The organism is Streptomyces sp. NPDC007917 (genome assembly GCF_042959105.1).
GTDB lineage: Bacteria > Actinomycetota > Actinomycetes > Streptomycetales > Streptomycetaceae > Streptomyces.
This window is the reverse complement of sequence record NZ_JBIBKK010000022.1, coordinates 69,684-96,583: the sequence shown is the minus strand read 5'-3', so window position 1 is coordinate 96,583 and position 26,900 is coordinate 69,684. Positions and strand designations below refer to the sequence as shown.

25 protein-coding genes are annotated in these 26,900 nt (G+C 73.2%); 8 read left to right on the top strand and 17 right to left on the bottom strand.

The window, feature by feature from the left end; genetic code table 11:
* Positions 1–8: 8 nt before the first annotated feature.
* On the bottom strand, positions 9–1,511 hold the full coding sequence (locus tag ACFZDL_RS33875) for an amino acid permease (protein ID WP_353591468.1): 1,503 nt from the start codon (positions 1,509–1,511) through the stop codon (positions 9–11).
* A 208-nt stretch (positions 1,512–1,719) separates the two neighbouring features.
* Between ACFZDL_RS33875 and ACFZDL_RS33870 the strand changes: the two genes are divergently transcribed.
* Both ACFZDL_RS33870 and ACFZDL_RS33865 read left to right on the top strand, forming a co-directional pair.
* Positions 1,720–1,926 carry a hypothetical protein gene (locus ACFZDL_RS33870; RefSeq protein ID WP_353591469.1) on the top strand — a complete coding sequence of 69 codons (207 nt, stop codon included), beginning with the start codon at positions 1,720–1,722 and terminating at the stop codon, positions 1,924–1,926.
* On the top strand, positions 1,923–2,732 hold the full coding sequence (locus tag ACFZDL_RS33865; protein ID WP_353591470.1) for a DUF2637 domain-containing protein: 810 nt from the start codon (positions 1,923–1,925) through the stop codon (positions 2,730–2,732). The genes ACFZDL_RS33870 and ACFZDL_RS33865 overlap by 4 nt, the downstream gene beginning before the upstream one ends.
* Positions 2,733–2,781: 49 nt before the next feature.
* Here the strand turns inward: ACFZDL_RS33865 and ACFZDL_RS33860 are convergent, their stop codons facing one another.
* Together ACFZDL_RS33860 and ACFZDL_RS33855 are read right to left on the bottom strand one after the other, a co-directional pair.
* Positions 2,782–4,245, bottom strand: a complete 1,464-nt coding sequence (locus ACFZDL_RS33860) for a GuaB1 family IMP dehydrogenase-related protein (protein WP_353591471.1) — start codon at positions 4,243–4,245, stop codon at positions 2,782–2,784.
* Between the two features lie 132 nt (positions 4,246–4,377).
* Entirely contained in the window at positions 4,378–4,953 is a 576-nt protein-coding gene (locus tag ACFZDL_RS33855; RefSeq protein ID WP_353591472.1) for a hypothetical protein, read from the bottom strand.
* Between the two features lie 213 nt (positions 4,954–5,166).
* Between ACFZDL_RS33855 and ACFZDL_RS33850 the strand changes: the two genes are divergently transcribed.
* The 3 genes from ACFZDL_RS33850 (at position 5,167) to ACFZDL_RS33840 (ending at position 9,393) form a co-directional block, all read left to right on the top strand.
* Complete coding sequence (locus ACFZDL_RS33850; protein WP_391193242.1) at positions 5,167–5,739, top strand: methyltransferase; 573 nt, start codon at positions 5,167–5,169, stop codon at positions 5,737–5,739.
* Positions 5,740–5,831: 92 nt separating this feature from the next.
* Entirely contained in the window at positions 5,832–7,538 is a 1,707-nt protein-coding gene (locus tag ACFZDL_RS33845; RefSeq protein WP_353591473.1) for an ABC transporter ATP-binding protein, read from the top strand.
* 82 nt (positions 7,539–7,620) lie between these two features.
* Entirely contained in the window at positions 7,621–9,393 is a 1,773-nt protein-coding gene (locus ACFZDL_RS33840; RefSeq protein ID WP_353591474.1) for an ABC transporter ATP-binding protein, read from the top strand.
* Between the two features lie 68 nt (positions 9,394–9,461).
* Here the strand turns inward: ACFZDL_RS33840 and ACFZDL_RS33835 are convergent, their stop codons facing one another.
* Positions 9,462–9,707: a hypothetical protein gene (locus ACFZDL_RS33835; RefSeq protein ID WP_353591475.1), complete on the bottom strand. Its 246-nt coding sequence runs from the start codon at positions 9,705–9,707 to the stop codon at positions 9,462–9,464.
* On the opposite strand from ACFZDL_RS33835, the gene ACFZDL_RS33830 reads away from it, so the two are divergent.
* A complete protein-coding gene (locus ACFZDL_RS33830; RefSeq protein ID WP_353591476.1) occupies positions 9,694–10,254 on the top strand; it encodes a polysaccharide biosynthesis protein in 561 nt (186 codons plus the stop codon). The genes ACFZDL_RS33835 and ACFZDL_RS33830 overlap by 14 nt on opposite strands.
* A gap of 3 nt (positions 10,255–10,257) precedes the next feature.
* On the opposite strand, the gene ACFZDL_RS33825 is transcribed toward ACFZDL_RS33830, so the two are convergent.
* A complete protein-coding gene (locus ACFZDL_RS33825; protein ID WP_353591477.1) occupies positions 10,258–11,298 on the bottom strand; it encodes a sugar-binding domain-containing protein in 1,041 nt (346 codons plus the stop codon).
* A gap of 63 nt (positions 11,299–11,361) precedes the next feature.
* Positions 11,362–12,063 (bottom strand): ribulose-phosphate 3-epimerase, encoded by a 702-nt coding sequence (gene rpe / locus ACFZDL_RS33820; protein WP_353591478.1) that lies wholly within the window; start codon positions 12,061–12,063, stop codon positions 11,362–11,364.
* A 53-nt stretch (positions 12,064–12,116) separates the two neighbouring features.
* On the opposite strand from rpe, the gene ACFZDL_RS33815 reads away from it, so the two are divergent.
* Positions 12,117–12,989 (top strand): serine hydrolase, encoded by an 873-nt coding sequence (locus ACFZDL_RS33815; RefSeq protein WP_353591479.1) that lies wholly within the window; start codon positions 12,117–12,119, stop codon positions 12,987–12,989.
* A gap of 15 nt (positions 12,990–13,004) precedes the next feature.
* Here ACFZDL_RS33815 and ACFZDL_RS33810 read toward each other — a convergent pair whose 3' ends face one another.
* From ACFZDL_RS33810 to fmt, 3 genes are all read right to left on the bottom strand, one after another.
* Entirely contained in the window at positions 13,005–14,462 is a 1,458-nt protein-coding gene (locus ACFZDL_RS33810) for a transcription antitermination factor NusB (RefSeq protein ID WP_353591480.1), read from the bottom strand.
* A 63-nt stretch (positions 14,463–14,525) separates the two neighbouring features.
* Positions 14,526–16,442 (bottom strand): ABC transporter ATP-binding protein, encoded by a 1,917-nt coding sequence (locus ACFZDL_RS33805; RefSeq protein WP_353591481.1) that lies wholly within the window; start codon positions 16,440–16,442, stop codon positions 14,526–14,528.
* A gap of 143 nt (positions 16,443–16,585) precedes the next feature.
* Positions 16,586–17,518, bottom strand: coding sequence for a methionyl-tRNA formyltransferase (gene fmt, locus ACFZDL_RS33800; RefSeq protein ID WP_353591482.1), 933 nt, complete (start codon positions 17,516–17,518; stop codon positions 16,586–16,588).
* A gap of 240 nt (positions 17,519–17,758) precedes the next feature.
* Between fmt and ACFZDL_RS33795 the strand changes: the two genes are divergently transcribed.
* Positions 17,759–18,274, top strand: coding sequence for a hypothetical protein (locus tag ACFZDL_RS33795; RefSeq protein WP_353591483.1), 516 nt, complete (start codon positions 17,759–17,761; stop codon positions 18,272–18,274).
* A 26-nt stretch (positions 18,275–18,300) separates the two neighbouring features.
* Here ACFZDL_RS33795 and ACFZDL_RS33790 read toward each other — a convergent pair whose 3' ends face one another.
* The 8 genes from ACFZDL_RS33790 to ACFZDL_RS33755 form a co-directional block, all read right to left on the bottom strand.
* Positions 18,301–20,448, bottom strand: a complete 2,148-nt coding sequence (locus tag ACFZDL_RS33790; protein WP_353591485.1) for a primosomal protein N' — start codon at positions 20,446–20,448, stop codon at positions 18,301–18,303.
* A gap of 94 nt (positions 20,449–20,542) precedes the next feature.
* Positions 20,543–21,751 carry a methionine adenosyltransferase gene (gene metK / locus ACFZDL_RS33785; RefSeq protein ID WP_353591486.1) on the bottom strand — a complete coding sequence of 403 codons (1,209 nt, stop codon included), beginning with the start codon at positions 21,749–21,751 and terminating at the stop codon, positions 20,543–20,545.
* A 266-nt stretch (positions 21,752–22,017) separates the two neighbouring features.
* On the bottom strand, positions 22,018–23,226 hold the full coding sequence (coaBC, locus tag ACFZDL_RS33780) for a bifunctional phosphopantothenoylcysteine decarboxylase/phosphopantothenate--cysteine ligase CoaBC (RefSeq protein ID WP_353591487.1): 1,209 nt from the start codon (positions 23,224–23,226) through the stop codon (positions 22,018–22,020).
* A 111-nt stretch (positions 23,227–23,337) separates the two neighbouring features.
* Entirely contained in the window at positions 23,338–23,610 is a 273-nt protein-coding gene (gene rpoZ / locus ACFZDL_RS33775) for a DNA-directed RNA polymerase subunit omega (protein ID WP_319692041.1), read from the bottom strand.
* 107 nt (positions 23,611–23,717) lie between these two features.
* Positions 23,718–24,311, bottom strand: coding sequence for a guanylate kinase (gene gmk, locus ACFZDL_RS33770; RefSeq protein ID WP_319692040.1), 594 nt, complete (start codon positions 24,309–24,311; stop codon positions 23,718–23,720).
* 38 nt (positions 24,312–24,349) lie between these two features.
* Positions 24,350–24,673, bottom strand: coding sequence for an integration host factor (locus tag ACFZDL_RS33765; RefSeq protein ID WP_009713618.1), 324 nt, complete (start codon positions 24,671–24,673; stop codon positions 24,350–24,352).
* A gap of 204 nt (positions 24,674–24,877) precedes the next feature.
* Positions 24,878–25,726: an orotidine-5'-phosphate decarboxylase gene (pyrF, locus tag ACFZDL_RS33760; RefSeq protein WP_353591488.1), complete on the bottom strand. Its 849-nt coding sequence runs from the start codon at positions 25,724–25,726 to the stop codon at positions 24,878–24,880.
* A complete protein-coding gene (locus tag ACFZDL_RS33755; protein ID WP_353591489.1) occupies positions 25,723–26,886 on the bottom strand; it encodes a quinone-dependent dihydroorotate dehydrogenase in 1,164 nt (387 codons plus the stop codon). Before ACFZDL_RS33755 ends, pyrF begins: the two co-directional genes overlap by 4 nt.
* Positions 26,887–26,900: the final 14 nt, after the last annotated feature.

The following is a 26,900-nucleotide window of genomic DNA, read 5'->3' as shown; positions in this document are numbered from 1 at the left end:
CGGGGATGTCACTTTTCTGCCGTGGCCAGTCGGGAGCGGCGCATGCCGTATGCGAAGTACAGCACAAGGCCGACGGCCATCCAGACGCCGAAGACCATCCAGGTCACCCGGTCCAGGCTGCCCATCATCCACAGGCACAGCCCGAAGCCGACGAGCGGGAACAGCGGCGCCAGCGGCACCCGGAAGGTGCGCTCCATCGCGGGCCGGGTCCGGCGCAGCACGATCACGGCGATGTTGACCAGCGCGAAGGCGAAGAGGGTGCCGATGCTGGTGGCGTCGGCGAGCTGGCCGAGCGGAATGGCGGCGGCCAGCACCCCGCAGAACAGGGAGACGATCACGGTGTTGGCGCGCGGCACCCCGCTGCCCGGGTGCACCCGGGAGAAGACCCCCGGCACCAGCCCGTCCCGGGACATCGCGAAGAGGATGCGGGTCTGCCCGTACAGGACGGTCAGCACCACCGAGGCGATGGCCACGACCGCCCCCGCCGCCAGCAGCACGGCCCAGAAGCTCTGCCCGGTCACCTCCTTCATGATCCCGGCGAGCGCGGCCTCGGAGCCCGCGAACCGCTTCCAGGGCAGCGCGCCCACCGCCACGGCCGCGACCAGGCAGTACAGGGCGGTGACGATCACCAGCGAGAGCATGATCGCGCGCGGCAGGTCACGCTGCGGGTTCTTGGCCTCCTCGCCGGCCGTGGAGGCGGCGTCGAAGCCGATGTACGAGAAGAAGAGGGTGGCCCCGGCGGCGCTGACGCCCGCCATGCCCAGCGGCATGAACGGCGTGTAGTTCCCGGCGCGGACGCCGGTGAAGGCGACGGCGCAGAACAGCACCAGGGCGGCGATCTTCACCCCGACCATGATCGCGTTGGCCCGGGCGCTCTCCTTGGCCCCGCCCAGCAGGAACGCCATGGCCAGCAGGACGACCAGCAGCGCGGGCAGGTTGAACAGACCGCCGTCGCCGGGCGGGGCGGCCAGCGCGTCGGGGATGGTGACGCCGAGCGTGCCGTCGAGGAGTTCGTTCAGGTACTGGCCCCAGCCGACCGCGACGGCGGCCACCGACACCCCGTACTCCAGGATCAGACACCAGCCGCAGACCCAGGCGACCAGCTCACCGAGGGTGGCGTAGGCGTAGGAGTACGAGGACCCGGAGACCGGGATGGTGCCCGCCAGCTCGGCGTACGACAGGGCGGAGAACAGCGCGGTCAGCCCCGCGATCACAAAGGAGACGATCACCGCGGGCCCGGCGTCCGGCACGGCCTCGCCGAGCACCACGAAGATGCCGGTGCCCAGCGTCGCACCGATGCTGATCATGGTCAGCTGCCACATGCCGAGCGCGCGCCGCAGCTTCCCGCCCTCGCCCTGACCGCCCTCGGCGACCAGCAGCTCGACGGGCTTGCGCCGCGTCAGCCGGGAGGAGAGACCCCCGGACCCGAGTCCCCGGGAGCCGGGCGTCCGAGTGCCGGGCCCCGGCCCGGATCGCTCGGCGGTGGGCAGGGCTGCGCCGTGGTCCAGCAAGTGAATGACTCCTTATCGCTGCCGGCCGGGTGGTCGGATGGCGGTGACCGGCGGCGTACACACAGCGCACCATTGTTGCGCATACCCGTACGAACGTTGCACACGGGGTGGCTGTACGGCGAATCGTTGCGGGAGGCCGGGCCGAGCCGACGCGCGTTTCACCCGAATGCCACGATACGGCACCAATTTGGCCCTCGTTGGTGGGAACGTGACCCCAGACAGCCTGCAGAGCACCGATCATGACCCTCACGGCCCGGACGGCGGGTGCCGCCCCGGAGGCCACGGGGGCGAGGATGAGCGGCTTCCGCTCGAGTACTGCGCCCGGGTGTGGGAGGACTTCCTGCGGACCCTGAACCGCATCGAGACCGACTTCGTCCACCGCTGCGGCACCACGGAACCGGGCGTACAGGCATGACATACACCGAGCCGAGGCCGGGCGGCTACGGCCCCCCGCACCCCGCCGGCCACCGGTCCGCTCCCGGCGAGCGGTTCGACATGGCCCCCGCCGACTCGCTGGGCTTCCCGCTGCCGGACCCCGAGACGATCGAGAGCCGGTGGGATCTGGAGGGGGACCTGGCGCGGCTGCTGCAGACCTCCGCCCCCGCCTCCTCCCCCTTCGAGTCGCCCCTCGACTCGTCCGTCGGCCCGCCCGATGGCTCCCTGCTCGACCAGCCTGCCGAGCGGACCACCGGCAGCTTCCCCGCCGCCCGGGCCCCCGCGCACGTCCGCGGCCGCGGGCGGCGCCGCCGGGTCCGCTTCCGGCTGCCGACCATGCCGTGGCTGCAACTGATCAGCCTGATCTTCGCGGCGGTCACCACGGTGATCGTGGCCATGCTGAGCGTGCTCGGCGGGATGATCTCCTACGGCCCGCTGCGCTATCTGGCCTCCCCCAGCACCTCGGAGTCCATGGCGGCGTGGTGGCCGCTGCTGGTCTACGGGCCCTGGCTGGTCGCCTCGCTGTCGGTGCTGCGCGCCGCCCTGCACCACCGGGGCGCGGCGCACTCCTGGGCGGTGGTGGTGCTCTTCTCCACCATCGCGGTCTTCCTCTGTGTCGCGCACGCGCCCAAGGACCCGCCCAGCATGGCCGTCGCCGGGCTGCCGCCCGTCGCCGCGCTGGTCTCGTTCCACCAGCTGGTGCGCCAGATCACCCTGACCAGCCCACCGCGCCACGCCCTGCCCCGCAACCGGGGCGCGGAGCCGCGCGACAAGCCCCGCGCGTGAACGGTCCCCGCTCGTCCGAGCGGGGACCACGGCGCTACCGGCGCGGGGCTCAGTCCCAGCTGGCGTGGAGGGGCTTGCCCTCGGCGTAGCCCGCGGCGCTCTGCACGCCGACGACGGCCCGCTGGTGGAACTCCTCGACCGTGCCCGCGCCCGCGTAGGTGCAGGAGCTGCGCACGCCCGCGACGATCGAGTCGATCAGGTCCTCGACGCCCGGCCGGGCCGGGTCCAGGAACATCCGGGAGGTGGAGATGCCCTCCTCGAACAGCGCCTTGCGGGCCCGGTCGTACGCCGACTCCTCGCTGGTGCGGTTGCGCACGGCGCGGGCGGAGGCCATGCCGAAGCTCTCCTTGTACGGCCGACCGTCGGCGGTGTGCTGCAGATCGCCCGGCGACTCGTACGTCCCGGCGAACCACGAGCCGATCATCACATTGGACGCGCCCGCGGCCAGCGCCATCGCGACGTCGCGCGGGTGCCGTACACCGCCGTCCGCCCACACGTGCTTGCCGAACTTCCGCGCCTCGGCGGCGCACTCGAACACCGCGGAGAACTGCGGCCGCCCCACGCCCGTCATCATGCGGGTGGTGCACATGGCGCCGGGGCCCACCCCCACCTTCACGATGTCGGCGCCCGCCTCGATCAGATCGCGCACGCCCTCGGCGGCGACGACGTTGCCCGCGACCACCGGCACCCCCGGGTCGAGCGCCCGGACCGCCTTCAGCGCGCTGATCATCGACTCCTGGTGGCCGTGCGCGGTGTCCACCACCAGCGTGTCCACCCCCGCCGCGAGCAGCGCCTTGGCGCGCCCCGCCACATCGCCGTTGACCCCGACGGCGGCGGCGATCCGCAGCCGGCCGTCCGCGTCCACCGCGGGCCGGTAGAGCGTCGCGCGCAGCGCGCCCTTGCGGGTCAGGATGCCGACCAGCTGCCCGTCCGCGTCGACCGCGGGGGCGAGCTTGCGGTGTGCGGCGTCGAGGCGGTTGAAGGCCTCGCGCGGGTCGATGTCCGCGTCGAGCACCAGCGGCTCCCGGGACATCACCTCGGTCAGCTGGGTGAAGCGGTCCACGCCGGTCAGATCGGACTCGGTGACCACGCCCACCGGGCGGCCGTCCTCCACGACCACGCCCGCGCCGTGGGCCCGCTTGGGCAGCAGCGACAGCGCGTCGGCGACGGTCCCGCTGGGGCCGAGCACGATCGGCGTGTCCAGCACGAGGTGGCGCCGCTTGACCCAGCCGACCACATCGGTGACCACGTCCAGCGGGATGTCCTGCGGTATGACGACCATCCCGCCGCGGCGGGCGACGGTCTCGGCCATGCGGCGCCCGGCGATCGCGGTCATGTTGGCCACCACGACCGGGATGGTGGTGCCGCTGCCGTCGGACGAGGACAGGTCCACGTCCTGACGCGAGACGACCGCGGAGCGGCTGGGCACCATGAAGACGTCGTCGTAGGTCAGGTCGTAGGGAACCGGAGATGACTCGACGTGGCGACCCGTGCCGGGCTCGATGAAACGCATAAGTCTCACATTTTCACGCGAAACGGCGCAGGCCTCACCCGCAGACACAGCAAAACGCCCCCGCGTTATTCGTTCCTCCGTGTCGGAGGGTGTCGGAGGGTGCGGAGACCGTGCCGGGCAGTGGCACCTGCCTTACCCCGAAATATTACCGCCCGCGCCGGCGGTCCGTCCGGGCCGCAGCGGCAGGGCCAGGGACAGGTACTTACCGTCCTCCTCCAGACAGATGCCGTGTTCGACGGCGGTCCGCAGGAAAGCCTCCACGGCCTGTGCGGCGACCGGCTCGCCGTCCGGACCCGCGGGCTCCCCCGGCGCGGCGAGTTCGCGGTGCACCCGTGAGGCGCTGCGGGGCGCGTCGCCGACCAGTTCGTACGCCCGCGCCCGCCAGCCGTCGAGCGTCGTCTTGCGCCGGCGGCCGCCCCGGGTGTCGAGCAGGGTGAGCCAGCCCGGTCCGCGCCGGTACGCCAGCATCGGGCGGTCGTCCGACTGCCACGCCCGCTGCCAGCCCTCCACGGCCTCGGCGAGGCGCGCGACGACGTCGGGCGCGGCGACGTCGGGCGCCTCGTAGTCGAAGAAGTAGGCGATGCGCCCGTGGTCGAGTCCTGGCACGGGGTAGGCGAACCGGTAGGCGCTCTTGGGCGTGATGCCGGCCATGCCGAAGGAGGGGTCGGTGAAGTAGGGGCTTCGGATCCTGTCGTGGACCGCTTCCATTTTCTTGTGAACGCCCCGGCCCTGTTCAACGCCGTGGCCACCGCGGTAGCTGGCGGCACATCCTCATCGGCTGGAAAGAGATCTACTACCCGGCGTTCGGGCAGATGACGGGCCGGCACCAACACCGCCCTGGCCGACTACCCCGGCGACGAGCCCACGCTCTACCAGCGCCTGTCCCACCAGCCCGAACGCGAGGCGCTGTTCCACGCCGCGATGAGCGCGTTCACCCTGCGGTCGCTGCCCGCGCTCCTCGACCACCCCGAACTCTCCTCCGTCCGGCACCTGCTGGACGTCGGCGGCGGCGACGCGACGACCACCTCGCACCTCGTGCGGCGCCACCCCGACCTGCGGGTCACCGTCTTCGACCTGCCGAGCGTCTCCGGGCTCGCCGAGGACACCACGGCCGATCTGGGCGACCGCGTGCGGCACCATCCCGGAGACCTGTTCGAGGACGACTTCCCCACCGGGGTCGACGGCGTCCTGTTCAGCCATCTCCTGGAGATCTTCTCCGGTGAGCAGATCGTCGCCCTGCTCACCAAGGCCTACCAGGCCCTGCCGGCGGGCGGCCGGGTCTTCGTCTACGGGTACCACGTGTCCGACGACGAGACCGCGGGCATCTTCTCCGCCCGGCTCTCCCTCTACCTCAACGTCCTCGCCAGCGGCCAGGGAATGGCCTATCCGGCCAGAGACTACGAGAACTGGCTGGGCATGGCCGGTTTCGAGGACGTGCGGACCACCTCGGGCCTACCGTACGAACACGGGCTGACCTACGGCGTCAAGAAGTAGTATCCGACTCCGCCGTATCCACCGCTCCCTGGCTCATGTCCGGGGCCACTTGCTGGCCCATGTCCGAGGCCACGCGACCACTGTTGGGTGACATGCGTCCCATCCCAGATCCCCGTCCGGGCACCCCGGACACACGCTCGCCACTTCGCTATCTGGTCCACCTCATCGCCGACCGCCGGGGCAGCGTCCTGCTCGCCACGGTCAGCGGGATCGTCTGCGCCCTCGCCCAGGGACTCGTCCCCGCCGCGGTCGGCCGGGGCGTCGACGCCGGTCTCATCCCCCGGCAGCGGGACGAACTGCTGCTGTGGGGCGGCACGGTCCTGGCCCTGGGCGTCGTCCAGGCGCTCTCCGGGATGCTGCGCGACCGCAGCTCGGAGAACAACCGGTTCGGCGCCGGCTATCTGACCATGCAGTACGTCACCCGGCACGCCACCAGGCTCGGCGCCACCCTGCCGAAGCAGGTGTCCACCGGCCAGGTGGTCAGTGTCGGTGCCGCCGACATCACCCGCATCGGGGCGGCCCTGGAGAGCACCGCCCGGGGCAGCGGCGCGGTCGTCTCGACCGTCGTCGTCGCCGGGATCATGCTCGCCACATCCTGGCAACTGGGCCTGGTGACCCTGGCCGGTGTGCCCCTGATGGCCTGGCTCATGACCCTGCTCATGCGGCGTCTGCACGGTCGCCAGCGGGAACTGCGGGAGAGCCAGGGAGCGATGACCGACCTGGCCATGGACATCGTCGACGGCCTGCGCGTCCTGCGCGGCATCGGGGGCGAGGAGGTCTTCGCCCGGCGCTATCGGGAGGCGTCCCAGCGGGTGCGGCACCACGGGGTGCGCGTCGCCGGCGTGGGGTCCTGGATATCCGCCGCGCGGATCCTGCTGCCCGGACTGCTCGTCACCGTGATCGTCACGCTGGGCGCACACTACGTCGAGACCGGCCGGATCGGCGCCGGAGCGCTGGTGTCCTTCTACGGTTTCGCGGTGTTCCTCGCCGACCAGCTGAGCCGTATCACGGGCATGATCGACCAGCTCACCCGCGCCCTGGTGGCCGCCCGCCAGGTGACCGACTTCCTGACCCTGGAACCCGAGCCGACGACGGGCACCGCCACCGCTCCCGCCGACGCGGCCGAGCTGACCGACCCGGAGTCGGGGCTTGTCCTGCCCGCGGGGCGGTTCGTGGGCGTCGTCTGCACCGAGCAGGAGGACGCGGCCCTGCTCGCCGACCGGCTCGGCCGGTACACCGACTCAAAGGTCACCTACGGAGGCGTGGCGCTGTCCGCGCTGCCCCTGGCCGAGGTCCGCCGCCTGATCCTGGTCGCGGACAACGACTCGCCGCTCTTCTCCGGGCCGCTGCGCACCGAACTCGACCCCCGCGACCGGGCCCTGGGCGACGAGCGGCTGGTACGGCAGGCCCTGGACGACGCCTCGGCGCTCGACGTCCTGGACACGCTGCCCGGCGGCGCCGACGGGGACATCGGCGTCGGCGGGCGGGAGTTCTCCGGCGGCCAGCAGCAACGGCTGCGGCTCGCCCGGGCCCTGCTGGCCGACCCCGAGGTGCTGATCCTGATCGAACCGAGCAACGCCGTCGACGCCCACACCGAGGGCCGGATAGCCGCCCGCCTGGCGGCACACCGCTCCGGCCGGACGACCGCGGTGTTCACCACGAGCCCGATCCTGCTGGACCACACGGACCAGGCCGTACTGGTGGACGGCGGACAGGCCGTCGCCACCGGTCCGCACCACGAGCTGCTGGCCGATCCCCGCTACCGGTCCGTGGTCACCCGGGAGGTGGTCACCACATGAGCGTTGCTGGACTGAGGAGCCGCGCAGCGACAGAGCAAGCCCGCGCAGCGAAGCGCGCCGAGACCGAGCAGGAGGGAAGGGCATGACAACGCTGCCCGTCGCCGAGGCCGCCGAGGTGCGGGCCTACGCCCGGCGCCTCGCCCTGCTCCATCCACGCCAACTGGCCGCCTCGCTCCTGCTGTACTCCCTGGCCGCGGCCACCGGCCTGGTCGCTCCCTGGATGCTCGGCGACCTGGTCCAGGACGCCGGACGCCACGCGGGCACCGCCGCCACCGCGGGAGCCGTCATCTGTGCCGCGGTGGCGGCCCAGGCCCTGCTGGAACGCTGTGCGACCATCACCTCGACACGGCTCAGCGAAAAGATCCTCGCCCGGCTGCGGGAGGACTTCGTCAAGAAGGTGCTGGAGCTGCCGCTGGCGACGGTGGAGCGGGCCGGCGCCGGGGACCTGGTCGCGCGGACCACACGGGACATCGACGTCCTGGCGCGCACCGTGCAGCGCGCGGCTCCCGACACCCTGATCGCCCTGTGCACCATTCTGCTCACCCTGGGCGCGATCGCCCTGGCCGGCCCCCTGCTCCTGCTGCCCAGCCTGGTGGCCGTCCCGGTCCTGTGGGCGTCGACCCGCTGGTACCTCAGGCGCGCCCGGCCCGGGTATCTGCGCGCGAGCGCGTCGTACTCACGGCTCACCGAGGGGCTGACGGAAACCGTCGACGGGGCGAGGACGGTGGAGGGGCTCGCCATCGCGGACCGGCGCCTGGCCCGGACCGACCGTGACATCGCCGAGTCCTACGCCGCCGAACGCCACACCCTCTGGCTGCGCAGCGTGTACCTGCCGTTCGCGGACACCGCCTACATGCTCCCGGTGGCGGCCACCCTCGTCGTCGGCGGCCTGTTCTACGTCAACGGCGCGGTGAGCCTCGGGGCCGCGATCGCCGCCACCCTGTACGTCCAGCAGATCATCGGGCCCGTCGACCAACTGCTCTACTGGATGGACGAGTTGCAGGTGGGCGGCGCGTCCCTGGCCCGCATCCTGGGGGTGGGCCATGCGCTGCCCGACCGGCACACCGAGGCCGGGCAGGACGGCGTGCACACGCCCGCCGGCCAGGAGATCGAGGTCCGCGGTGTGCACTACGCGTACCGGGAGGGGCACGACGTCCTGCGGGAGGTGAACCTGGTCGTCCGGCCCGGGGAACGGCTGGCGATCGTCGGTCCCTCCGGCGCGGGCAAGTCCACCCTCGGCCGGCTGCTCGCCGGAATCCACACCCCGCGAACCGGCTCCGTCACCGTCGGCGGCGTACCCCTCGACGCGCTTCCCCTGACGGAGCTGCGGCGCCAGGTCGCCCTCGTCAGCCAGGAGCACCACGTCTTCCGCGGCACCCTGCGCGACAACCTGCTCATCGCCAAGCCGGAGGCCGGCGACGACGAGCTGGAGAAGGCCCTGAAGACGATCGACGCGTGGGAGTGGGCCTCGGCCCTCGGCCTCGACACGGAGGTGGGTTCGGGTGCGGCGCGGCTGTCGCCGGCTCAGGCCCAGCAGCTGGCGCTGGCCCGTCTGGTGCTCGCCGACCCGCACACCCTGGTGCTGGACGAGGCGACGGCCCAGCTCGACCCCCGGACCGCGCGTCACCTCGAGCGGTCCCTCGCGGCCGTACTGGAGGGGCGGACCGTCATCGCGATCGCGCACCGGCTGCACACCGCCCACGACGCCGACCGGGTCGTCGTCCTGGACGGCGGTCGCATCACCGAAGCCGGTCCGCACCGGGAACTGATCGGCCGCAGCGGCCCCTACGCGGCCCTGTGGGAGTCGTGGCACGGGCCGGACGGGGGCGCGGCGGAGCGGACCGGCGGCGCGTGAGTCCGCGGAGGTGTCCGCGGCTTCGGCCGGGCGGCGGGATGGGTGAGGAGGCGGTCGGCCACGTCCGCTCAGTCGGATATTGACGACCAGGCGAGCCAGTGCTGCACATGTTTGATACCGGACCCGACATCGACGGAGGGGGTCCAGCCCAGTTCGGTCTGCGTACGGGCCGGCGACAGAAGGGGCGGGGCGGCGCGGCTGTCCTCGTACGGAGGCGCCGGCGCCCGCGTCACGGTCCGGCAGATGATGTCCCACAGTCCGGCACCGCTGAGGCTGTCGGGGTTGCAGAACGCGACGCAGATGGTCTCGGACAAGCTGTTCACCTCCGCCGACACCGCATGGGCCCGGCACGGCACCCGCTTCTCGGTGGTCCGCTACGGCAATGTGATGGGCAGCCGCGGCTCGGTCGTCCCGCTCTTCCGCAAGCTGGCGCGCGAGGGGGCCAGCCTGCCGATCACCGACAAACGGATGACACGGTTCTGTATCCCCCTCGCCCAGGCGGTGAGATTCGTCGTGGACTGCTTCGACGAGATGCGCGGCGGAGAGCTGTTCGTCCCCCGCATCCCGAGCATGAAGGTCACCGACCTGGTCGAGGCCATCGCCCCCGGCTGCCCGAACTGCGAGGTGGGCATCCGCCCCGGCGAGAAGCTGCACGAAGAGATGATCGCCAGGGAGGACAGCCACCGGGCCTTCCGGGGCAAGGACCGGTACGTGGTCGTGCCCACGGTGGGAGGGGAGGAGTACGTCCCTCCGGAGGGCAGTCGCCCCGTGCCGGAGGGATTCGCGTACCGGTCGAACACCAATGACCTGTGGCTGTCCGTCGACGAGCTGCGCGCACTGCTCGACGTGGACGCCGTGTGAGGTCTACGGCCCGTCCGGGTCCGCCCGGTCCAGCGCGGGGCGCGGGCCGGGGCCGGTCTCCAGCAGCAAGTGGTCGGCGGCCGCGGTGTCCGTGACCAGGCTGGTGACCAGCCCGGAGCGGAGCACCGCGCCGATCGCGGGGGCCTTGCGGCGGCCCCCCGCGATGGCGACGACCTCCGGGATCCGCCGCAGCCGGTCGGCCTCGACCGTGATGCAGCGCTCGCCCAGGTCCCGGCCGATGCGCCGGCCCTCGGCGTCGAAGAGGTGGGCCGACATCTCGGCGGCGGCGCCGAGGCCCGCGTAGTGGGCCCGCTCCTGCTCGGTCAGCATGTCGTACACCGTCGAGATACCGGCCTCCCACGAGCCGATGGAGACGGCGGCGACGGTGACCTTGTCGAAGTACTCGAAGGCGCGGGCGATGCCGGTCTGGCCGCGCAGCACGTCCGCGGTGGCCGTGTCGGGCAGCAGCATGGGCGCGTAGATGGGGTGCGCCTCGCCGCCGGAGACGGCGGCGGCGCGCCGGACCGCCTCGACCGAGCCGCGCTCGGCGGTGCCCGCGTCGTACACGCCGGTGAGCTGGACGACGGTGCACGGGGGCAGCCGGTGCAGGGCCGCGGCCATGTGGATCGTGGACCGCCCCCAGGCCAGGCCCAGCACATCGCCCTCGGTCACCAGCTCGCCCAGCAGATCCGCGGCGACCTCGCCGAGGTTCTCCGGGTCCGGGGTGTCGGCCTCGGCGTCGGCCGGGGACTCGACGACGACCGCGTGGCGCAGCCCGTACCGGGCGCGCAGCGCGTCGGAGCGCTCCGCGTCGAGCTCGGCGGGCACCCGGATCTCAATGCGCACCAGATCGCGCTCGAGCGCGGTCTCCAGCACCCGCGCCACCTTGAAGCGGCTGACGCCGAACTCCTCGGCGATCTGGATCTTGGACTTGCCTTCGAGGTAGAAGCGGCGCGCCATGGCCGCCGCCTGCACCAGTTCGGCGGGTCCCATCCGCGTGCCTGAACGGCCCGTCGACACCGCGGTCTCCTCACTGCTTCCCATGTACCGGACTCACCGTTCATCCTGTCAGAAACGGCGGACTTGATCTGCCCTTTACCCATGAGTTCATCGCGCGGTCGCGGGCCCGTCTTCCGCACGCCGCGCGATGGGGGTGGCCTGGCGGGCCAGACCACGCAGCTCCTGCACCGCCTTGGCCGGGTCCTGTGCCCCGTAGACCGCGGACCCGGCGACGAACACATCGGCTCCGGCCTCGGCGCACCGCTCGATCGTAGAGGCCGAGACCCCGCCGTCCACCTGCAGCCAGATCTCCAGGCCGTGCTTGGAGATCAGCTCGCGGGTGCGCCGGATCTTCGGCAGCATGATGTCGAGGAACGCCTGCCCGCCGAAGCCCGGCTCAACCGTCATCACCAGCACCATGTCCAGCTCGGGCAGCAGGTCCTCGTACTGGTCGATGGGGGTGGCGGGCTTGAGCGCCAGCGACGCCCGGGCGCCCTTGGCCCGGATCTCGCGGGCCAGCCGTACGGGGGCGGCGGCGGCCTCGGCGTGGAAGGTCACCGAGCCCGCGCCCGCCTCGACGTACTGCGGGGCCCACCGGTCCGGGTCCTCGATCATCAGATGGCAGTCCAGCGGCGTGTCCGTCGCCTTGCCCAGCGCCTCGACCACCGGCACGCCGAGAGTCAGGTTGGGAACGAAGTGGTTGTCCATCACATCGACATGGAGCCAGTCGGCACCCTCGACGGCCTTGGCTTCCTCCGCGAGTCGGGAGAAGTCGGCGGACAGGATGCTGGGATTGATCTGCACGGCCATGGCACCAGCCTGCCACGACCGCCGCCGGTCCATGGACCCGGGTGATCACAGTCATGACGCGACACGGCACCTCCGCGACACCGCACCGGCCCCGGCTCGTCCGGGGCGCCCTGTCCGTGGCCCTGGCCGCGGGGCTGCTGGTGGCACCGGCCGCCGGGGCGGGGGCCGCCCCGGCGGCGGCATGGCGGCCGGTGTGCACCTCCGCCCGGCCGGGCCTGGCCACCAGGCTCTCCACGGACATCGCCACGGCGCTGCGCGGCAGACCCGAGGCGGCCGCGGTCGCCCTGCGCGACCCCGCCACCCACACGGTGTGCACCCTGCGCGCGGACCGGGCCTTCGACTCCGCGAGCGTGGTCAAGGTGACCGTCCTGGCCGCCTTGCTGTGGGACGCGGACCAGCACCACCGGCAGCTCACCCCGCGGGAGTCCGCCCTGGCCACCGCCATGATCACCAAGTCGGACAACGCCGCCACCAGCACGCTGTGGCGGCAGCTGGGCGCCGGGAGGGTCGCGGCGTTTCTGCGGGCCGCGCGGATGCCCCGGACCGTCCCCGGCGCCGACAACCACTGGGGCCTGACCCAGATCACCGCGCGCGACGAGATGAGGCTCCTGGACCTGGTGACCACCCCGAACCCGGTGCTGAGCGACGGCGCCCGCGCGTACGTCCTCGATCTGATGGGCAAGGTGGTGCCCTCCCAGCGCTGGGGCACCCCGGCGGGCGCCCCGGACACCGTGCGGGTCCATGTGAAGAACGGCTGGCTGTCCCGCGCCGCACACGGCTGGCGGGTGCACAGCATCGGCGTCTTCACGGGCGGCGGCCCCGGCTACACCCTCACCGTGCTGACCCAGGACAACCGCACCATGGCCGCCGGAGTCGCCACCGTCGAGGCCGTCGCCCGCGCCGTGCACCGGGACCTCCGGCCCTGATGTCCGGACGCATCGTCAGTCCGTACGCCGCAGCAGCGCCAGATACATCGCGTCCGTGCCGTGCACATGCGGCCACAGCTGCACATCCGGGCCGTCCCCGAGCTCGGGCACCCCGGGCATCAGCGGCCGGGCGTCGATCCACTCGGCGGCGGGCGCGGAGCCGCCGCGGCCCTTGAGGACGTCCTCGACCACGGCCCGCGTCTCGGCGAGGTGCGGCGAACAGGTCGCATAGCCGACCACACCGCCCACGCGCACCGCGGTCAGCGCCTCGCGCAGCAGCCCCCGCTGCAGCGGCGCGAAGCCCGCCAGGTCCTCGGGGCGGCGCCGCCAGCGCGCCTCGGGGCGGCGGCGCAGGGCGCCGAGGCCGGTGCAGGGCACGTCCACCAGGGCCCGGTCGAAGGTGCCGGGGCGCCACGGCGGCCGGGTGCCGTCCGCCGCGATCACCTGGTACGGGCCGGGGTTGCCCGCCAGCGCCCGCTCCACCAGGCCCGCCCGGTGCGGCTGCTTCTCCGAGGCGAGCAGCGCGGCGCCCCGCTCCGCGGCCAGCGCGCCGAGCAGCGCCGCCTTGCCGCCGGGGCCCGCGCAGCCGTCCAGCCAGCGCTCGTCCGGCCCGGTGAGCGGCGCGCCGGCCAGCGCCAGGGCGACCAGCTGGCTGCCCTCGTCCTGCACCCCCGCGCGCCCCTCGCGGACCGCGTCCAGCGCCCCCGGCTCGCCGCCCTCGGCGAGCCGCACGGCGTACGGGGACCAGCGGCCCGGCAGCGCGGAGCCCTCGCCGACCGCCGCCGTCAGCTCCTCGGTCGTGCTGCGGCCCGGCCGGGCGACGAGGGTGACCTCGGGCCGTTCGTTGTCGGCCTCCAGCAGATCCTCGACCCCGGCGCTGCCGCCGCCCAGCGCGTCCCACAGGGCGGAGACGATCCACCGCGGATGCGAGTGGACGATGGCCAGGTGCTCCTCGGGGTCCTCGTCGTACGGCGGGGCGACCTTCTCCAGCCAGCCGTCGAGGTCATCGGCCGCGATCTTGCGCAGCACGGCGTTGACGAACTTCGCCCGCCCGTCGCCGAGCACCACCCGCGCCAGCTCGACGCTCGCCGAGACGGCGGCGTGGGTGGGGATACGGGTGCCGAGCAGCTGGTGCGCGCCGAGGCTGAGCACATCCAGCACGGGCGGGTCCACCTCGCGCAGCGGCCGGTCCACGCACTCGGCGATGATCGCGTCGTAGGTGCCCTGGCGGCGCAGTGTGCCGTAGACGAGCTCGGTGGCCAGCGCGGCGTCCCGCGCGTCGAAGGGCTTGGCCTCCGTGCTGTCCTGGCGGGCCTTGCGCAGCAGCGGCGGCAGGACGAGGTTCGCGTACGCGTCGCGCTCGTCGACGGCCCGCAGCGCCTCGAAGGCGAGGATCCGGACGGGGTCCTTCTTCGGGCGCCGGTAGGACGTGCCGGGGGCGCTGCGGCGGGGACGGCCGGGCTGGGGACTCACGGGAAATGTGCTCCGGGGAGGGATGGGGCTTCGAGGTGTCCCAGCCTACGGCCGGGGCCGGGTTCAGTTCAGGGCGCCCTTGGCCGCCTGGGCCGGAGCTTCGATCAGCGCCGTCGCGTCATGCTGCTCGAACTGGGTGCGGTACAGCTCCTCGTAGCGCCCGCCAGCCGCGAGCAGCGCGGTGTGCGTACCGCGCTCCACGATCCGCCCGTCCTCGACGACCAGGATGAGGTCCGCGGCCCGTACGGTGGACAGCCGGTGGGCGATGACCACCGCGGTCCGCCCGTCCAGCGCCTCGGCGAGCGCCTCCTGGACCGCCGCCTCGGAGGTGGAGTCCAGGTGGGCGGTGGCCTCGTCGAGGATCACCACACGGGGGCGGGCCAGCAGCAGCCGGGCGATGGTCAGCCGCTGGCGCTCGCCGCCGGACAGCCGGTAGCCGCGCTCGCCGACCACGGTGTCCAGGCCGTCGGGCAGGGCCGCGATCAGCCCGTCGAGGCGGGCCCGGCGCAGCACCTCCCACAGCTCCTCCTCCGTCGCCCCGGGCCGGGCCAGCAGCAGGTTGGCGCGGATCGAGTCGTGGAAGAGGTGGCCGTCCTGGGTGACCATGCCGAGGGTGCGGCGGATGGACTCGGCCGTCAGGTCGCGGACGTCCACGCCCGACAGCCGCACCGCGCCGCCGTCGGCGTCGTAGAGCCTGGGCAGCAGCTGCGCGATGGTCGACTTCCCGGCGCCCGAGGAGCCCACCAGCGCGACCATCTGCCCTGGTTCGGCGCGGAAGGACACCGAGTGCAGCACCTGCTCCCCGCCCCGGGTGTCCAGGGTCGCCACCTCTTCCAGGGAGGCGAGGGAGATTTTGTCCGCCGACGGGTAGCCGAAGTCCACGTGGTCGAACTCCACCGACACGGGCCCGTCGGGCACCGGCCGGGCGTCCGGCTTCTCGGCGATCAGCGGCGTGAGGTCCAGCACCTCGAAGACCCGCTCGAAGCTGACCAGGGCGCTCATCACCTCCACCCGGGCGCCGGCCAGCGCGGTCAGCGGCGCGTACAGCCGGGTGAGCAGCAGCGCGAGGGCGACGACGGCGCCGGGGTCGAGCCGGCCGCGCAGCGCGTAGTAGCCGCCGAGGCCGTAGACGAGGGCGAGGGCCAGGGCGGAGACGAGGGTCAGGGCGGTGACGAAGGAGGTCTGCACCATCGCGGTGCGCACCCCGATGTCGCGCACCCGCCGGGCCCGCGCCGCGAACTCGGCGGACTCCTCGTCGGGCCGGCCGAAGAGCTTGACGAGCGTGGCGCCGGGCGCGGAGAAGCGCTCGGTCATCTGGGTGCCCATGGTGGCGTTGTGGTCGGCCGCCTCGCGCCGCAGCCGCGCCAGCTTGCCGCCGACGCGCCGGGCGGGCAGCAGGAACATCGGCAGAAGCACCAGTGCGAGCAGGGTGATCTGCCAGGAGATGCCGAACATCACCGCGAGCGTGAGCAGCAGGGTCACCAGATTGCCCACCACCCCGGAGAGGGTGTCGCTGAACGCCCGCTGCGCGCCGATGACATCGTTGTTGAGCCGGCTGACCAGGGCGCCGGTGCGGGTGCGGGTGAAGAAGGCGATGGGCAGGCGCTGTACGTGGTCGTACACGGCGGTGCGCAGGTCGAGGATGAGCCCTTCGCCGATGTTCGCCGACATCCAGCGGGTGAACAGCCCGAGCGCGGCCTCGGCGACCGCGATGACGGCGATGAGCGCCGCGAGACCGAGGACGGTGCCCTGGCTGGAGCGGTGCACGATCGCGTCGACGACCCGGCCGGCGAGCAGCGGGGTGGCGACCGCGAGCACGGCCGTGACGACGCTGCTGACCAGGAAGAAGGCGAGGCGGCGGCGGTGGGGTCGGGCGAAGCCGCCGATACGCCGCAGGGTCTCGCGGGAGAAGGGACGTCTGTCGTCGTTGGCCATCGCGGTCCGGTAGAGCGAATGCATGGCGGTGGCTTCCATGTCCATCGCGCACCTCCGTGGGTCTCGGGGTGCCGTCCCTGGATCGCGGCTCTTGCGGACCGGCGGCACACCTCAGGACCGTAAGACTTGAACCATTGTTGAGGTCAACTCACTCCGTCCCGCGCTCGAAGCACGGGACGCGATACGCGCTATCCGCCCAGCCGCTCGCCCTGGGCGATCCGCACCCCGCGCGCCCAGTCGGCCCCGGGCATCGGCCGCTTGCCCTGCGGCCGCACCCACGACAGCTCCACGGCGTGGCTGCCCGTGCCTGCGTACACGGCCTTCTTCGTGACAGCGAGTTCGCCGGGCGCCAGGTCCGTACGGTCCGTCACCAGCGCCGCCGCGTTCACCTTCAGCCGCTCCCCGCGGAAGGTGGTCCACGCCCCCGGCGCGGGGGCGCAGGCCCGTACCAGCCGGTCGACGCGGAGCGCGGGCGCGGCCCAGTCGATCTCCGCGTCCTCGACGTTGATCTTCGGCGCGAGCGAGACGCCCTCGGCGGGCTGCGGCTCGGCGCGCAGGGTGCCGTCCTCGATGCCGTCCATGGTGGCGGCCAGCAGCCCGGCCCCGGCCAGGGACAGCCGCGTCAGCAGATCGCCGCTGGTGTCCGTGGGCCGTACGTCCTCCGTCACCACCCCGTACACCGGACCGGAGTCCAGGCCCTCCTCGATCAGGAAGGTCGAGGCGCCGGTCACCTCGTCGCCCGCCAGCACCGCGTGCTGCACGGGGGCCGCGCCGCGCCAGGCCGGCAGCAGCGAGAAGTGCAGATTGACCCATCCGTGCGCGGGGATCTCCAGCGCCGCCTTGGGCAGCAGCGCGCCGTAGGCGACCACCGGGCAGCAGTCCGGCGCGATCCCGCGCAGCCGGTCCAGGAACTCCGGGTCGCGCGGCTTGGCCGGCTTGAGCACCTCGATCCCCGCCTCCGCCGCGCGCTCGGCGACCGGACTGGCCACCAGCCGCCGGCCGCGCCCGGCCGGTGCGTCCGGCCGGGTGACGACGGCCACCACCTCATGCCGGTCGGACGCGATCAGCGCGTCCAGGGCGGGCAGGGCGACCTCGGGAGTACCGGCGAAGACGAGCCTCATGGGTGGCGAACTACCTCTCAACGCGCAGCGGGAACAGCGCACCAGTCTAGGCGCCGCGCTCCGGGGGGCGTACGAAAGCGGTGGCGCACGCCCCCGGACCGTGACCGACGGGCGGGTGCCGCGTTGGTCAAGGCAGTCAAGGCAGATTGACCGCGTCGGGCCGCTGCGGCGGCCCGACGCGTTTCCGACTTCCCGTCCCCTGTCTTCGAGTATCAAACGCCGGATTCGAGAGGCTTGTTCATGGCCGACCACGCAACCCACGACGCCCAGGCACGGGCCAGCCTGCACCTCCTGGTCCGGGACATCGAGCGGGTCCGCCGACAGGTGGACGCGCTGCGCACGCTCACCGCCCAGCTCGGCAATGTCTACCGTCCGCGGCGCAGCGGCCCGTCCGCGGGCTTCGTCGTCTACGGGCGCGCCCCGGCGCCCACGGTGCGCCTGGCCCAGGAGCTGCGGGACAGCGTCGAGACGCTGGTCACCGCCGCCGTGGACTTCGACCGCTCGCTCGGCTTCTCCTGGGACGCGGTGGGCTCGGCGCTCGGCGTCACCAAGCAGGCGGTGCACCGGCGTTACGGGGCGCGCCGGGCCGCCGCGCAGAGCGCCGCCGCCGCCGAGGGCGCCGAGGCGTCGGTGCGCACCGCGGAGCCGGGCGCCCTGCCGGCGGTGCCCGCGGCGCGCTCGATGCCACCGCAGCCCGCCCCGGCGCTGCGCGAGGAGCCCCGCCCGGGCGCGCTCCCCAACCCGCGCAACGGCTGAGACCCCGCGGGTCACGTCGCGGCGCGTCAGCCGATGTCGAGGGGGTCGATCCGCACCGCCGGGTCCCTCTCGCCCCGGGCCATCCGCTGCGCCTTCGCCGCCTTGACCGCGGCCGCGAGGGCGCTGCCCTGTCCGGGGCGCACACGCAGCAGCGCCCGCTGCCACTCCTCCCCCGGCGGCGGCTGACCGGGGCGGCGCGGACGGCCGGGCTCGGTCAGGGGCAGCGGCACCGGGCCAAGGGTCTCGGTGCCCTCCGGAAGCCGGGCCGCGGCGATCAGCTCGGCTACCGCCTCGGCGGGGCCGGCGACCGAGGCCATCCGGGAGACCGGCGGAAAGCCCAGCAGGGCCCGCTCGGCCAGCTCCCGCGCCGCGTAACCGGCCGGGTCCCAGCGCACCAGCGCCTGCACCGGCCGCTGCGTCGGCTCGGCCGTCACCACGACAAGGCCGCCGTTCCCCTGGCCCCGCACCAGCGCCGCCGCGTCCAGCCAGCGGCGCAGCGCTTCCTCGCCCGCCCGCAGGTCGGGGCGGCCGAGCAGGGCCCAGCCGTCGAGCAGCAGCGCCGCCGCGTACCCGCCGTCGGCGACCGGCTCGGCGCCCGGGGTGCTGACCACGAGCGCCGGGCGGTCCGGCACCCGGTCCAGCACATGGTCGCGCCCGGAGGTCCGTACCGGCACCGCCGGGAACGCCCGGCCCAGCTCCTCGGCGGTCCGCCGGGCGCCGACGATCCGCGCCCGCAGCCGCACACCACCGCATTCGGCGCACCGCCAGGAGGTCTCGGCCCGGCCGCACCAGCCGCACGCCAGCCGGTCCGCGTCCCGGGCCTCCAGGGGCCCTGCGCAGTGCGCGCAGCGCGCGGGCTCGCGACAGCGCTCGCAGGCCAGCCGGGGTACGTATCCACGGCGCGGCACCTGCACCAGCACCGGGCCCCGGGTCAGCGCCTCCCGTACGGTCTGCCAGGCGAGCGTGGGCAGCCGGGCGGCGCGCGCCTCCGCGTCCCGGGCGACCTCGCCCTCGTCGACCGTACGGATCAGCGGGGCAGCGGCGCGGACCTGCTCTCGGTCGGCCTCCAGGGGTCTGGCCCAGCCGTTCTCCACCAGTTGGGCGGCCTCCACCGTGCGGCCGAGATCGCCCAGCAGAAAGCCCGTCCGCTCATGGACCGCGCGCAGCAGCAGGACGTCGCGGGCGTGCGGGCACGGCGCGTGGTCATCGCTGTGGCTCTGGTCGCCGTCGTCCCAGATCCCCACCAGCCCCAGGTCCCTGACAGGCGCGAACATGGCAGCCCGGGTGCCCACCACGGCCCTGACCGAGCCCCGGCTGACGGCCAGCCACCGCCGGTAGCGCTCCTCGGGCCCGAGGTCCGCGGTGAGCAGCACATGCCGCCCCGTCCCGCCGAGCACTTCGGTGAGCGCCGCGTCGACCCGCGCGGCCGTCCGCCCGTCGGGGACGACGACGAGCGCGCCGCGCCCCGAGGCGAGGGTGGCGGCCACCGCGAGGGCCCATTCGCGCGGCCAGTGCGGCCCGGGCAGCGCGGTCCACACCGCCCGCGGCGTCCCGCCGCCCGCGAGCGCGTCCAGAAACCGGGGTCCGGCCGGATAGCGCTCCCAGCTCCCGGCCGCGGGAGCCGCCGGGGGCGGCAGCGGCGGCGGGGAGGGCTCGCTCTCGGCCCGCGCGTTCCGCTTGGGCACGGCCAGCTGCAGCACGTCGGCGAGCGACCCCGCGTACCGGTCGGCGACCGCCCGGCACAGCGCGAGCAGCCCGGGCCCCAGCACCGGCTCCGGCGAGAGCACCTGCGCGAGGGCGGCCAGCGGCCCCCGGTAGTCGGACTCGGCGACCCGCTCGACGATGTACCCGTCGAGCAGCCCCCCGCCCTCCCGGCGCCCCTCGCGCACCTTCCCCGTGCCGGCCCCGAACCGCACCCGCACCCGCACGCCCGGCCTGGCCTCGGCGTCCATCTCGGCGGGCACGGCGTAGTCCCACAGCTTGTCCAGGTGCACCGGGCCCTTGTCCACCAGCACCTTGGCCACCGGCAGCTCCCGCGCCAGCGCGGCCCCCCGCCATGTCCGCGGCTTGGCCTTCGGCGCCTTGGCCTTGCGCACGCTCTCGCGGATGAGCGCGAGCTGCTCCCCCCGCGGCTCCCCCGCCGCGGGCCCCGGCCGCCCGTTGTCGCTGCTCACAGCTCCAGTCTTAGCAGACGACACGGACACCGGCCCGGGCTTGCCCCTTTCATCAGGGCGCCCGGGCCGGTGTCCGATTCGGTACAGGGGGCCCTTACAGACCCACGGCCGTGCGGAGCGCGTCCACCCGGTCGGTGCGCTCCCAGGTGAAGTCCTCCAGCTCACGGCCGAAGTGGCCGTACGCCGCCGTCGCGGCGTAGATCGGGCGCAGCAGGTGGAGGTCGCGGATGATCGCGGCCGGGCGGAGGTCGAAGACCTCGGAGATGGCCTGCTCGATCTTCTCGGGGTCGATCGTGGCCGTGCCGAAGGTCTCGACGAACAGGCCGACCGGCTCGGCCTTGCCGATCGCGTAGGCGACCTGCACCTCGCAGCGCGAGGCCAGGCCGGCCGCGACGACGTTCTTGGCGACCCAGCGCATGGCGTACGCGGCGGAGCGGTCGACCTTGGACGGGTCCTTGCCGGAGAAGGCGCCGCCGCCGTGGCGGGCCATGCCGCCGTAGGTGTCGATGATGATCTTCCGGCCGGTGAGGCCGGCGTCACCCATGGGGCCGCCGATCTCGAACCGTCCGGTGGGGTTGACCAGCAGGCGGTAGCCGTCGGTGTCCAGCTTGATGCCGTCCTCGACGAGCCCGTTCAGGACGTGCTCGACCACGAACTCCCGGATGTCCGGTGCCAGCAGCGAGTCGAGGTCGATGTCGGAGGCGTGCTGCGAGGAGACGACCACCGTGTCCAGGCGGACCGGCTTGTTGCCGTCGTACTCGATGGTGACCTGCGTCTTGCCGTCCGGGCGCAGGTAGGGGATGGTCCCGTTCTTGCGCACCTCGGTGAGGCGGCGGGAGAGCCGGTGGGCCAGGTTGATCGGCAGCGGCATCAGCTCGGGGGTCTCGTCGCAGGCGAAGCCGAACATCAGGCCCTGGTCGCCCGCGCCCTGCTTGTCCAGCTCGTCGTCATCGCCCTCGACCCGGGCCTCGTACGCCGCGTCGACACCCTGCGCGATGTCCGGGGACTGGGAGCCGATCGACACCGAGACGCCGCACGAGGCTCCGTCGAAGCCCTTCTTCGACGAGTCGTAGCCGATCTCGAGGATCTTGTTGCGCACGAGCGTGGCGATCGGTGCGTACGCCTTGGTCGTCACCTCACCGGCCACATGCACCAGGCCGGTGGTGATCAAAGTCTCGACGGCGACCCGGGAGGTCGGGTCCTCCTTCAGGAGCGCGTCGAGGATGGTGTCGCTGATCTGGTCAGCGATCTTGTCGGGGTGACCCTCGGTCACTGATTCCGAGGTGAACAGGCGGCGGGACACATCGCTCCCTGGGGTTGCAGCGGCTGCTGGCTGATCATGGGTGGGACCGCTCGGGAGCTGCGCCCGGTGCGGTTCCTCGGCCAGTTTATCCGGCATGGTTACCGGTCGAGCATCCCCGTCCCACAGGACGGGCAGGCCGTGACGTGGAACATACCTCTCCCTGACCGGAAATTCAGCCTTGTCAGGGAGGCAGGAAAATGTCATTCCCTCCGTTGGCCCGATGCTGACCGATCGGCCGGCCCGGCGCCGGCCGTGCGGGGCGCCGATCAGCCGAGGCGGGGGGCGACCAGATCCCAGACCGTGTCGGCGAGGACCTCCTTGGGCCCGTACGGCACCGGTGTCTCGGTGCCGTCGGCCGCCAGGACGACGGCCTCGTTGGCCTCCGAGCCGAAGGTCTTGTGCTCCCCGACCTCGTTGACGACCAGCAGGTCACAGCCCTTGCGGGCGAGCTTGGCGCGCCCGTTGGCGAGCACGTCGTCGGTTTCGGCGGCGAAGCCCACGACGATCTGCCCGGGCCGGGCGCGGTCGGCGGAGATCTCCGCGAGCACGTCCGGGTTGCGGACCAGGGCGATCGGGTCGGGCTCCCGGCCGTCCCGCTTCTTGATCTTTCCCTCGGCGTAGGTCGCGGGCCGGAAGTCGGCGACGGCCGCGGCCATCACCACGGCGTCGGCGTCGGCGGCGGCCTTGACCACCGCCTCGCGCAGCTGCAGCGCGGTGCCCACCCGCACCACATCGGCGCCGGCCGGGTCGGGCAGCGCGCTGTTGGCCGAGACCAAGGTCACCCGGGCGCCGCGGGCGACGGCGGCCCGGGCCAGGGCGTAGCCCTGCTTGCCGGAGGAGCGGTTGCCGAGGAAGCGCACCGGGTCCAGGGGCTCACGGGTGCCCCCGGCGCTCACCACGACATGGCGTCCGGCGAGGTCGAGGCGGCGCTCCCCGGCGCCGCCGGCGAGCACCCGGCGGCAGACCTCGAAGATCTCTTCCGGCTCGGGCAGCCGCCCCTTGCCGGTGTCCACGCCGGTCAGCCGCCCGACGGCGGGCTCGATGACGACGGCCCCACGGCGGCGCAGCGTGGCCACGTTCTCCTGGGTGGCCGGGTGCTCCCACATCTCGGTGTGCATGGCGGGCGCGAAGACGACCGGGCACCGGGCGGTGAGCAGCGTGTTGGTGAGCAGGTCGTCGGCGAGGCCGTGGGCGGCCTTGGCGAGCAGGTCGGCGGTGGCGGGGGCGACCACGACGAGGTCCGCGGACTGGCCGATGCGCACGTGCGGGACCTCGTGGACGGAGTCCCAGACCTCGGTGGCGACCGGGTTGCCGGACAGGGCCGACCAGGTCGCCGCCCCGATGAAGTGGAGCGCCGAGGCGGTCGGCACGACCCGTACCTGATGGCCTGACTCGGTGAGGCGGCGCAGCAGCTCACACGCCTTGTAGGCGGCGATCCCGCCGCTGACCCCCAGGACGACCTTGGGCTTGTCCATCGCTCGCCTCTCCGCCACGCGCGGCCCCGTTGCGTACGTACCCATGACACACCACGGGCCCGGCGGTCATGCCGCCAGGCCCGTGGTGGGAGTTCCAACTACTGGACCGGGCTACTGGGCCGGGCCCTCGATGGCCTCGGAGGTCAGCAGGCCGGCGTTGATCTCGCGGAGCGCGATCGACAGCGGCTTCTCGTGGACGTGGGTGTCCACCAGCGGACCGACGTACTCGAGCAGGCCCTCGCCGAGCTGCGAGTAGTACGCGTTGATCTGGCGGGCGCGCTTGGCCGCGTAGATCACCAGGCTGTACTTGGAGTCGGTGGCCTCGAGCAGCTCATCAATCGGCGGGTTGATGATGCCCTCGGGCGCGGTGATGGGAGAGGACACTCTCTGCCTTCCGAACGGGTGATGAAGAAGTGAGAAATTCGATCAGTGTTTTGATGACTGGCGACCGGCGCTTCGGCCGGGGCCGGCGCGGTGGAGGCCAGGGAAGATCAAACGACTCGCATCAAGGTTAGCAGCTCTTGCGCCACGTCCTCGACGGAGGTATTGACCAAGGTCACATCGAACTCGGGCTCGGCGGCCAGCTCGGTCTTCGCGGCCTCCAGCCTGCGCTCGATCACCTCGGGCGGCTCGGTCCCCCGGCCGGTGAGCCGGCGCACCAGCTCCTCCCAGCTCGGTGGGGCGAGGAAGACCAGCTGCGCGTCCGGCATGGACTCGCGGACCTGGCGGGCGCCCTGCAGGTCGATCTCCAGCAGCACCGGCTCCCCCGCGGCGAGGCGGTCCTGGACCGCCTCGCGCGGAGTGCCGTAGCGGTTGCCCGCGAACTCGGCCCACTCCAGCAGCTCACCGTTGGCGATGAGCTTGTCGAATTCCCCGTCGTCCACGAAGAAGTACTGGACACCGTGGCGCTCGCCGGGGCGCGGCTTGCGGGTGGTGGCCGAGACCGAGAGCCACACCTCAGGGTGTGCCTTGCGCATATGAGCGACGACCGTGCTCTTGCCGACCCCGGAAGGGCCGGAGAGCACGGTCAGCCGCGGACGTGCGTCCGGGGGTACGGGGGTCGCCCCCCGGGAGTGTGCTGCCATGCAGCGATTATCCAGGTTCCCCGGAGTGCCTGGAAACGTCAGCCGGCGGCGCCGCCGAACTCACGCTCAAGCGATGCGATCTGGTTGGAGCCCAGACCGCGGACACGACGGCTCTCGGAAATGCCGAGCCGCTCCATGATCTGCTTGGCGCGGACCTTGCCGACGCCAGGCAGGGACTCCAGGAGAGCGGACACCTTCATCTTGCCGATGACATCGTTCTCCTGGCCCTGCTTGATGACCTCGTGCAGGGAAGCGCCGGAGTGCTTGAGCCGATTCTTGACCTCGGCGCGCTCCCGGCGAGCCGCGGCGGCCTTTTCGAGCGCGGCTGCGCGCTGTTCAGGGGTAAGGGGCGGAAGAGCCACGCCTACGTCACCTCGGATGTCGAACTGTCGGATACGGACCGGTGAGGAACCTAGTCGCCCCTCACCTGGGGAGCAACGCGCAACGCAGCTGCGCGTTGGCTCTGATCGGAGACTAGCGGCCCATTCCGCTCCAGTCAGCGAGAACAGACGAAAAGTCCTGGTCAGACTCGCTCGACTTGGACATTTAGGGGCAAAATAACCCGGTTATTCGGCCACCGCGCGCACTTGATCAGCCATTCGGAGCGCCGCCGAGGCCAGCGAAGCCGGGTCGGGACCGTGCCGGAGCACCCCCCGGCTGACGCTCGGGACCACATTCCGCACCGCCGCGCCGAAGACCCCCGGAAGGTCCTCGGGCGTCGCGCCCTGGGCGCCGATGCCCGGAGCCAGCAGCGGGCCGCCGATCGCCAGATCCGCCCCGGCCTCCCCCGCCGCGCCCCCCAGCGTCGCCCCGACGACCGCGCCGTAGGAGCCGAGGAGGCCCGCGCGGGCCTCCTCCGCGTTCTCCGCCCTGAGGTGATCGAGCACCGTGGCGGCGACCGTCGCCCCGCCGGCCCGCACCGCGTGCTGCACCTCGGCGCCCTCCGGGTTGGAGGTCAGCGCCAGGACGAAGACCCCCGATCCGCTCGCCCGCGCCGCGTCCAGCGCCGGGCGCAGCGAGCCGAACCCCAGATACGGGCTGACGGTGACGGCGTCCGAGAACAGCGGGCTGCCGGGGTCCAGGTACGCCGAGGCGTACGCGGCCATCGTGGAGCCGATGTCGCCGCGCTTGGCGTCCATCAGCACCAGCGCCCCCGCGGCCCGGGCGTCCGCGACGGCCCGCTCCAGCACCGCGATGCCGCGCGAGCCGAAGCGCTCGAAGAACGCGGACTGCGGCTTGAGGACCGCGACCCGCTCGGCGAGGGCGTCCACGACCGTACGGGTGAACCGCTCCAGGCCCGCGATGTCGTCCCCGAGCCCCCAGTCGGCGAGCAGCGAGGCGTGCGGGTCGATCCCGACGCACAGCGGGCCGCGGGCGTCCATGGCGCCGCGCAGGCGCGCACCGAAGGGGGTCATGCGTTCTCCTTGTCGGCCTGGTCGGCCTGGTCGGCCTGGCCGGCCTGGCCGGCCGTGTGGGCCTCGGCGCCGACCGCGTCGGCGAGCGTGGCGTACGGGCTCGCCGCGAGCCTGGCCGCGAGGCCGCGGTGGATGCGGCGGCTCCAGAACGGGCCCTCGTAGATGAAACCGCTGTAGCCCTGGACCAGCGTGGCCCCGGCCAGGATCCGCTCCCAGGCGTCGTCGGCGGTCTCGATCCCACCCACGCCCACCAGCGTGATCCGGTCGCCGACCCGGGCGTACAGGCGGCGCAGCACCTCCAGGGAGCGCTCTTTGAGGGGCGCCCCGGACAGGCCGCCGGTCTCACCGGTGAGCTCGGCCCCGGAGCGCAGGCCGAGGCCGTCGCGGGCGATGGTGGTGTTGGTGGCGATGACGCCGTCCAGGCCCAGCTCGACCGCGAGGTCGGCGACCGCGTCCACGTCCTCGTCGGCGAGGTCGGGCGCGATCTTGACCAGGAGCGGCACCCGGCGGCCGGGGACCGTGCGGTCCGCGGCCTCGCGCACGGCGCTCAGCAGGGGCCGCAGCTGGTCCACGGCCTGGAGGTCGCGCAGCCCGGGGGTGTTGGGCGAGGAGACGTTGACGACGAGGTAGTCGGCGTGGCCGGCCAGCCGCTCGGTGGAGGTCACATAGTCGGCGACGGCTTCCGCCTCCGGGACGACCTTGGTCTTGCCGATGTTGACGCCGACCGTGGTCCGGAAGGCGGGGCGGCCGGCGCGACGGGCCGCGAGGCGGGCGGCCACGGCCGCCGAGCCCTCGTTGTTGAAGCCCATCCGGTTGATCAGCGCCCGGTCCGCGACCAGGCGGAAGAGTCGCTTCCTGGGGTTGCCGGGCTGCGGCTGGGCGGTGACCGTGCCGATCTCCACATGGTCGAAGCCGACCATGGCCATGCCGTCGATGCCGACGGCGTTCTTGTCGAATCCGGCCGCGAGCCCGAAGGGCCCGTGCATGCGCAGGCCGAACGCCTCGGTGCGCAGCGCCCGGTGGCGCGGAGCGAGGAGGGCCGCGACGAAGGTCCTCAGGACCGGGACGCGGGCGGCCAGCCGGATCCAGCCGAAGGCCAGGTGGTGCGCCCGCTCCGGGTCCATGTGGCGGAAGACGAGACGGAAGAAAAGCTGGTACATGGCGGACTTTCTGC

Bases quoted from the DNA above. Each gene is read 5' to 3' on its own strand.
- ACFZDL_RS33845 (WP_353591473.1), top strand. From the start codon at position 5,832: ATGCGTCCCATCCCAGATCCCCGTCCGGGCACCCCGGACACACGCTCG.
- ACFZDL_RS33805 (WP_353591481.1), bottom strand. From the start codon at position 16,442: ATGGACATGGAAGCCACCGCCATGCATTCGCTCTACCGGACCGCGATG.
- ACFZDL_RS33855 (WP_353591472.1), bottom strand. From the start codon at position 4,953: ATGGAAGCGGTCCACGACAGGATCCGAAGCCCCTACTTCACCGACCCC.
- rpe (WP_353591478.1), bottom strand. From the start codon at position 12,063: ATGGCCGTGCAGATCAATCCCAGCATCCTGTCCGCCGACTTCTCCCGA.
- ACFZDL_RS33825 (WP_353591477.1), bottom strand. From the start codon at position 11,298: ATGGGAAGCAGTGAGGAGACCGCGGTGTCGACGGGCCGTTCAGGCACG.
- ACFZDL_RS33860 (WP_353591471.1), bottom strand. From the start codon at position 4,245: ATGCGTTTCATCGAGCCCGGCACGGGTCGCCACGTCGAGTCATCTCCG.
- ACFZDL_RS33755 (WP_353591489.1), bottom strand. From the start codon at position 26,886: ATGTACCAGCTTTTCTTCCGTCTCGTCTTCCGCCACATGGACCCGGAG.
- gmk (WP_319692040.1), bottom strand. From the start codon at position 24,311: ATGGCAGCACACTCCCGGGGGGCGACCCCCGTACCCCCGGACGCACGT.
- ACFZDL_RS33795 (WP_353591483.1), top strand. From the start codon at position 17,759: ATGGCCGACCACGCAACCCACGACGCCCAGGCACGGGCCAGCCTGCAC.
- ACFZDL_RS33865 (WP_353591470.1), top strand. From the start codon at position 1,923: ATGACATACACCGAGCCGAGGCCGGGCGGCTACGGCCCCCCGCACCCC.
- ACFZDL_RS33850 (WP_391193242.1), top strand. From the start codon at position 5,167: ATGAGCGCGTTCACCCTGCGGTCGCTGCCCGCGCTCCTCGACCACCCC.
- coaBC (WP_353591487.1), bottom strand. From the start codon at position 23,226: ATGGACAAGCCCAAGGTCGTCCTGGGGGTCAGCGGCGGGATCGCCGCC.
- pyrF (WP_353591488.1), bottom strand. From the start codon at position 25,726: ATGACCCCCTTCGGTGCGCGCCTGCGCGGCGCCATGGACGCCCGCGGC.
- ACFZDL_RS33840 (WP_353591474.1), top strand. From the start codon at position 7,621: ATGACAACGCTGCCCGTCGCCGAGGCCGCCGAGGTGCGGGCCTACGCC.
- ACFZDL_RS33830 (WP_353591476.1), top strand. From the start codon at position 9,694: ATGGTCTCGGACAAGCTGTTCACCTCCGCCGACACCGCATGGGCCCGG.
- fmt (WP_353591482.1), bottom strand. From the start codon at position 17,518: ATGAGGCTCGTCTTCGCCGGTACTCCCGAGGTCGCCCTGCCCGCCCTG.
- ACFZDL_RS33815 (WP_353591479.1), top strand. From the start codon at position 12,117: ATGACGCGACACGGCACCTCCGCGACACCGCACCGGCCCCGGCTCGTC.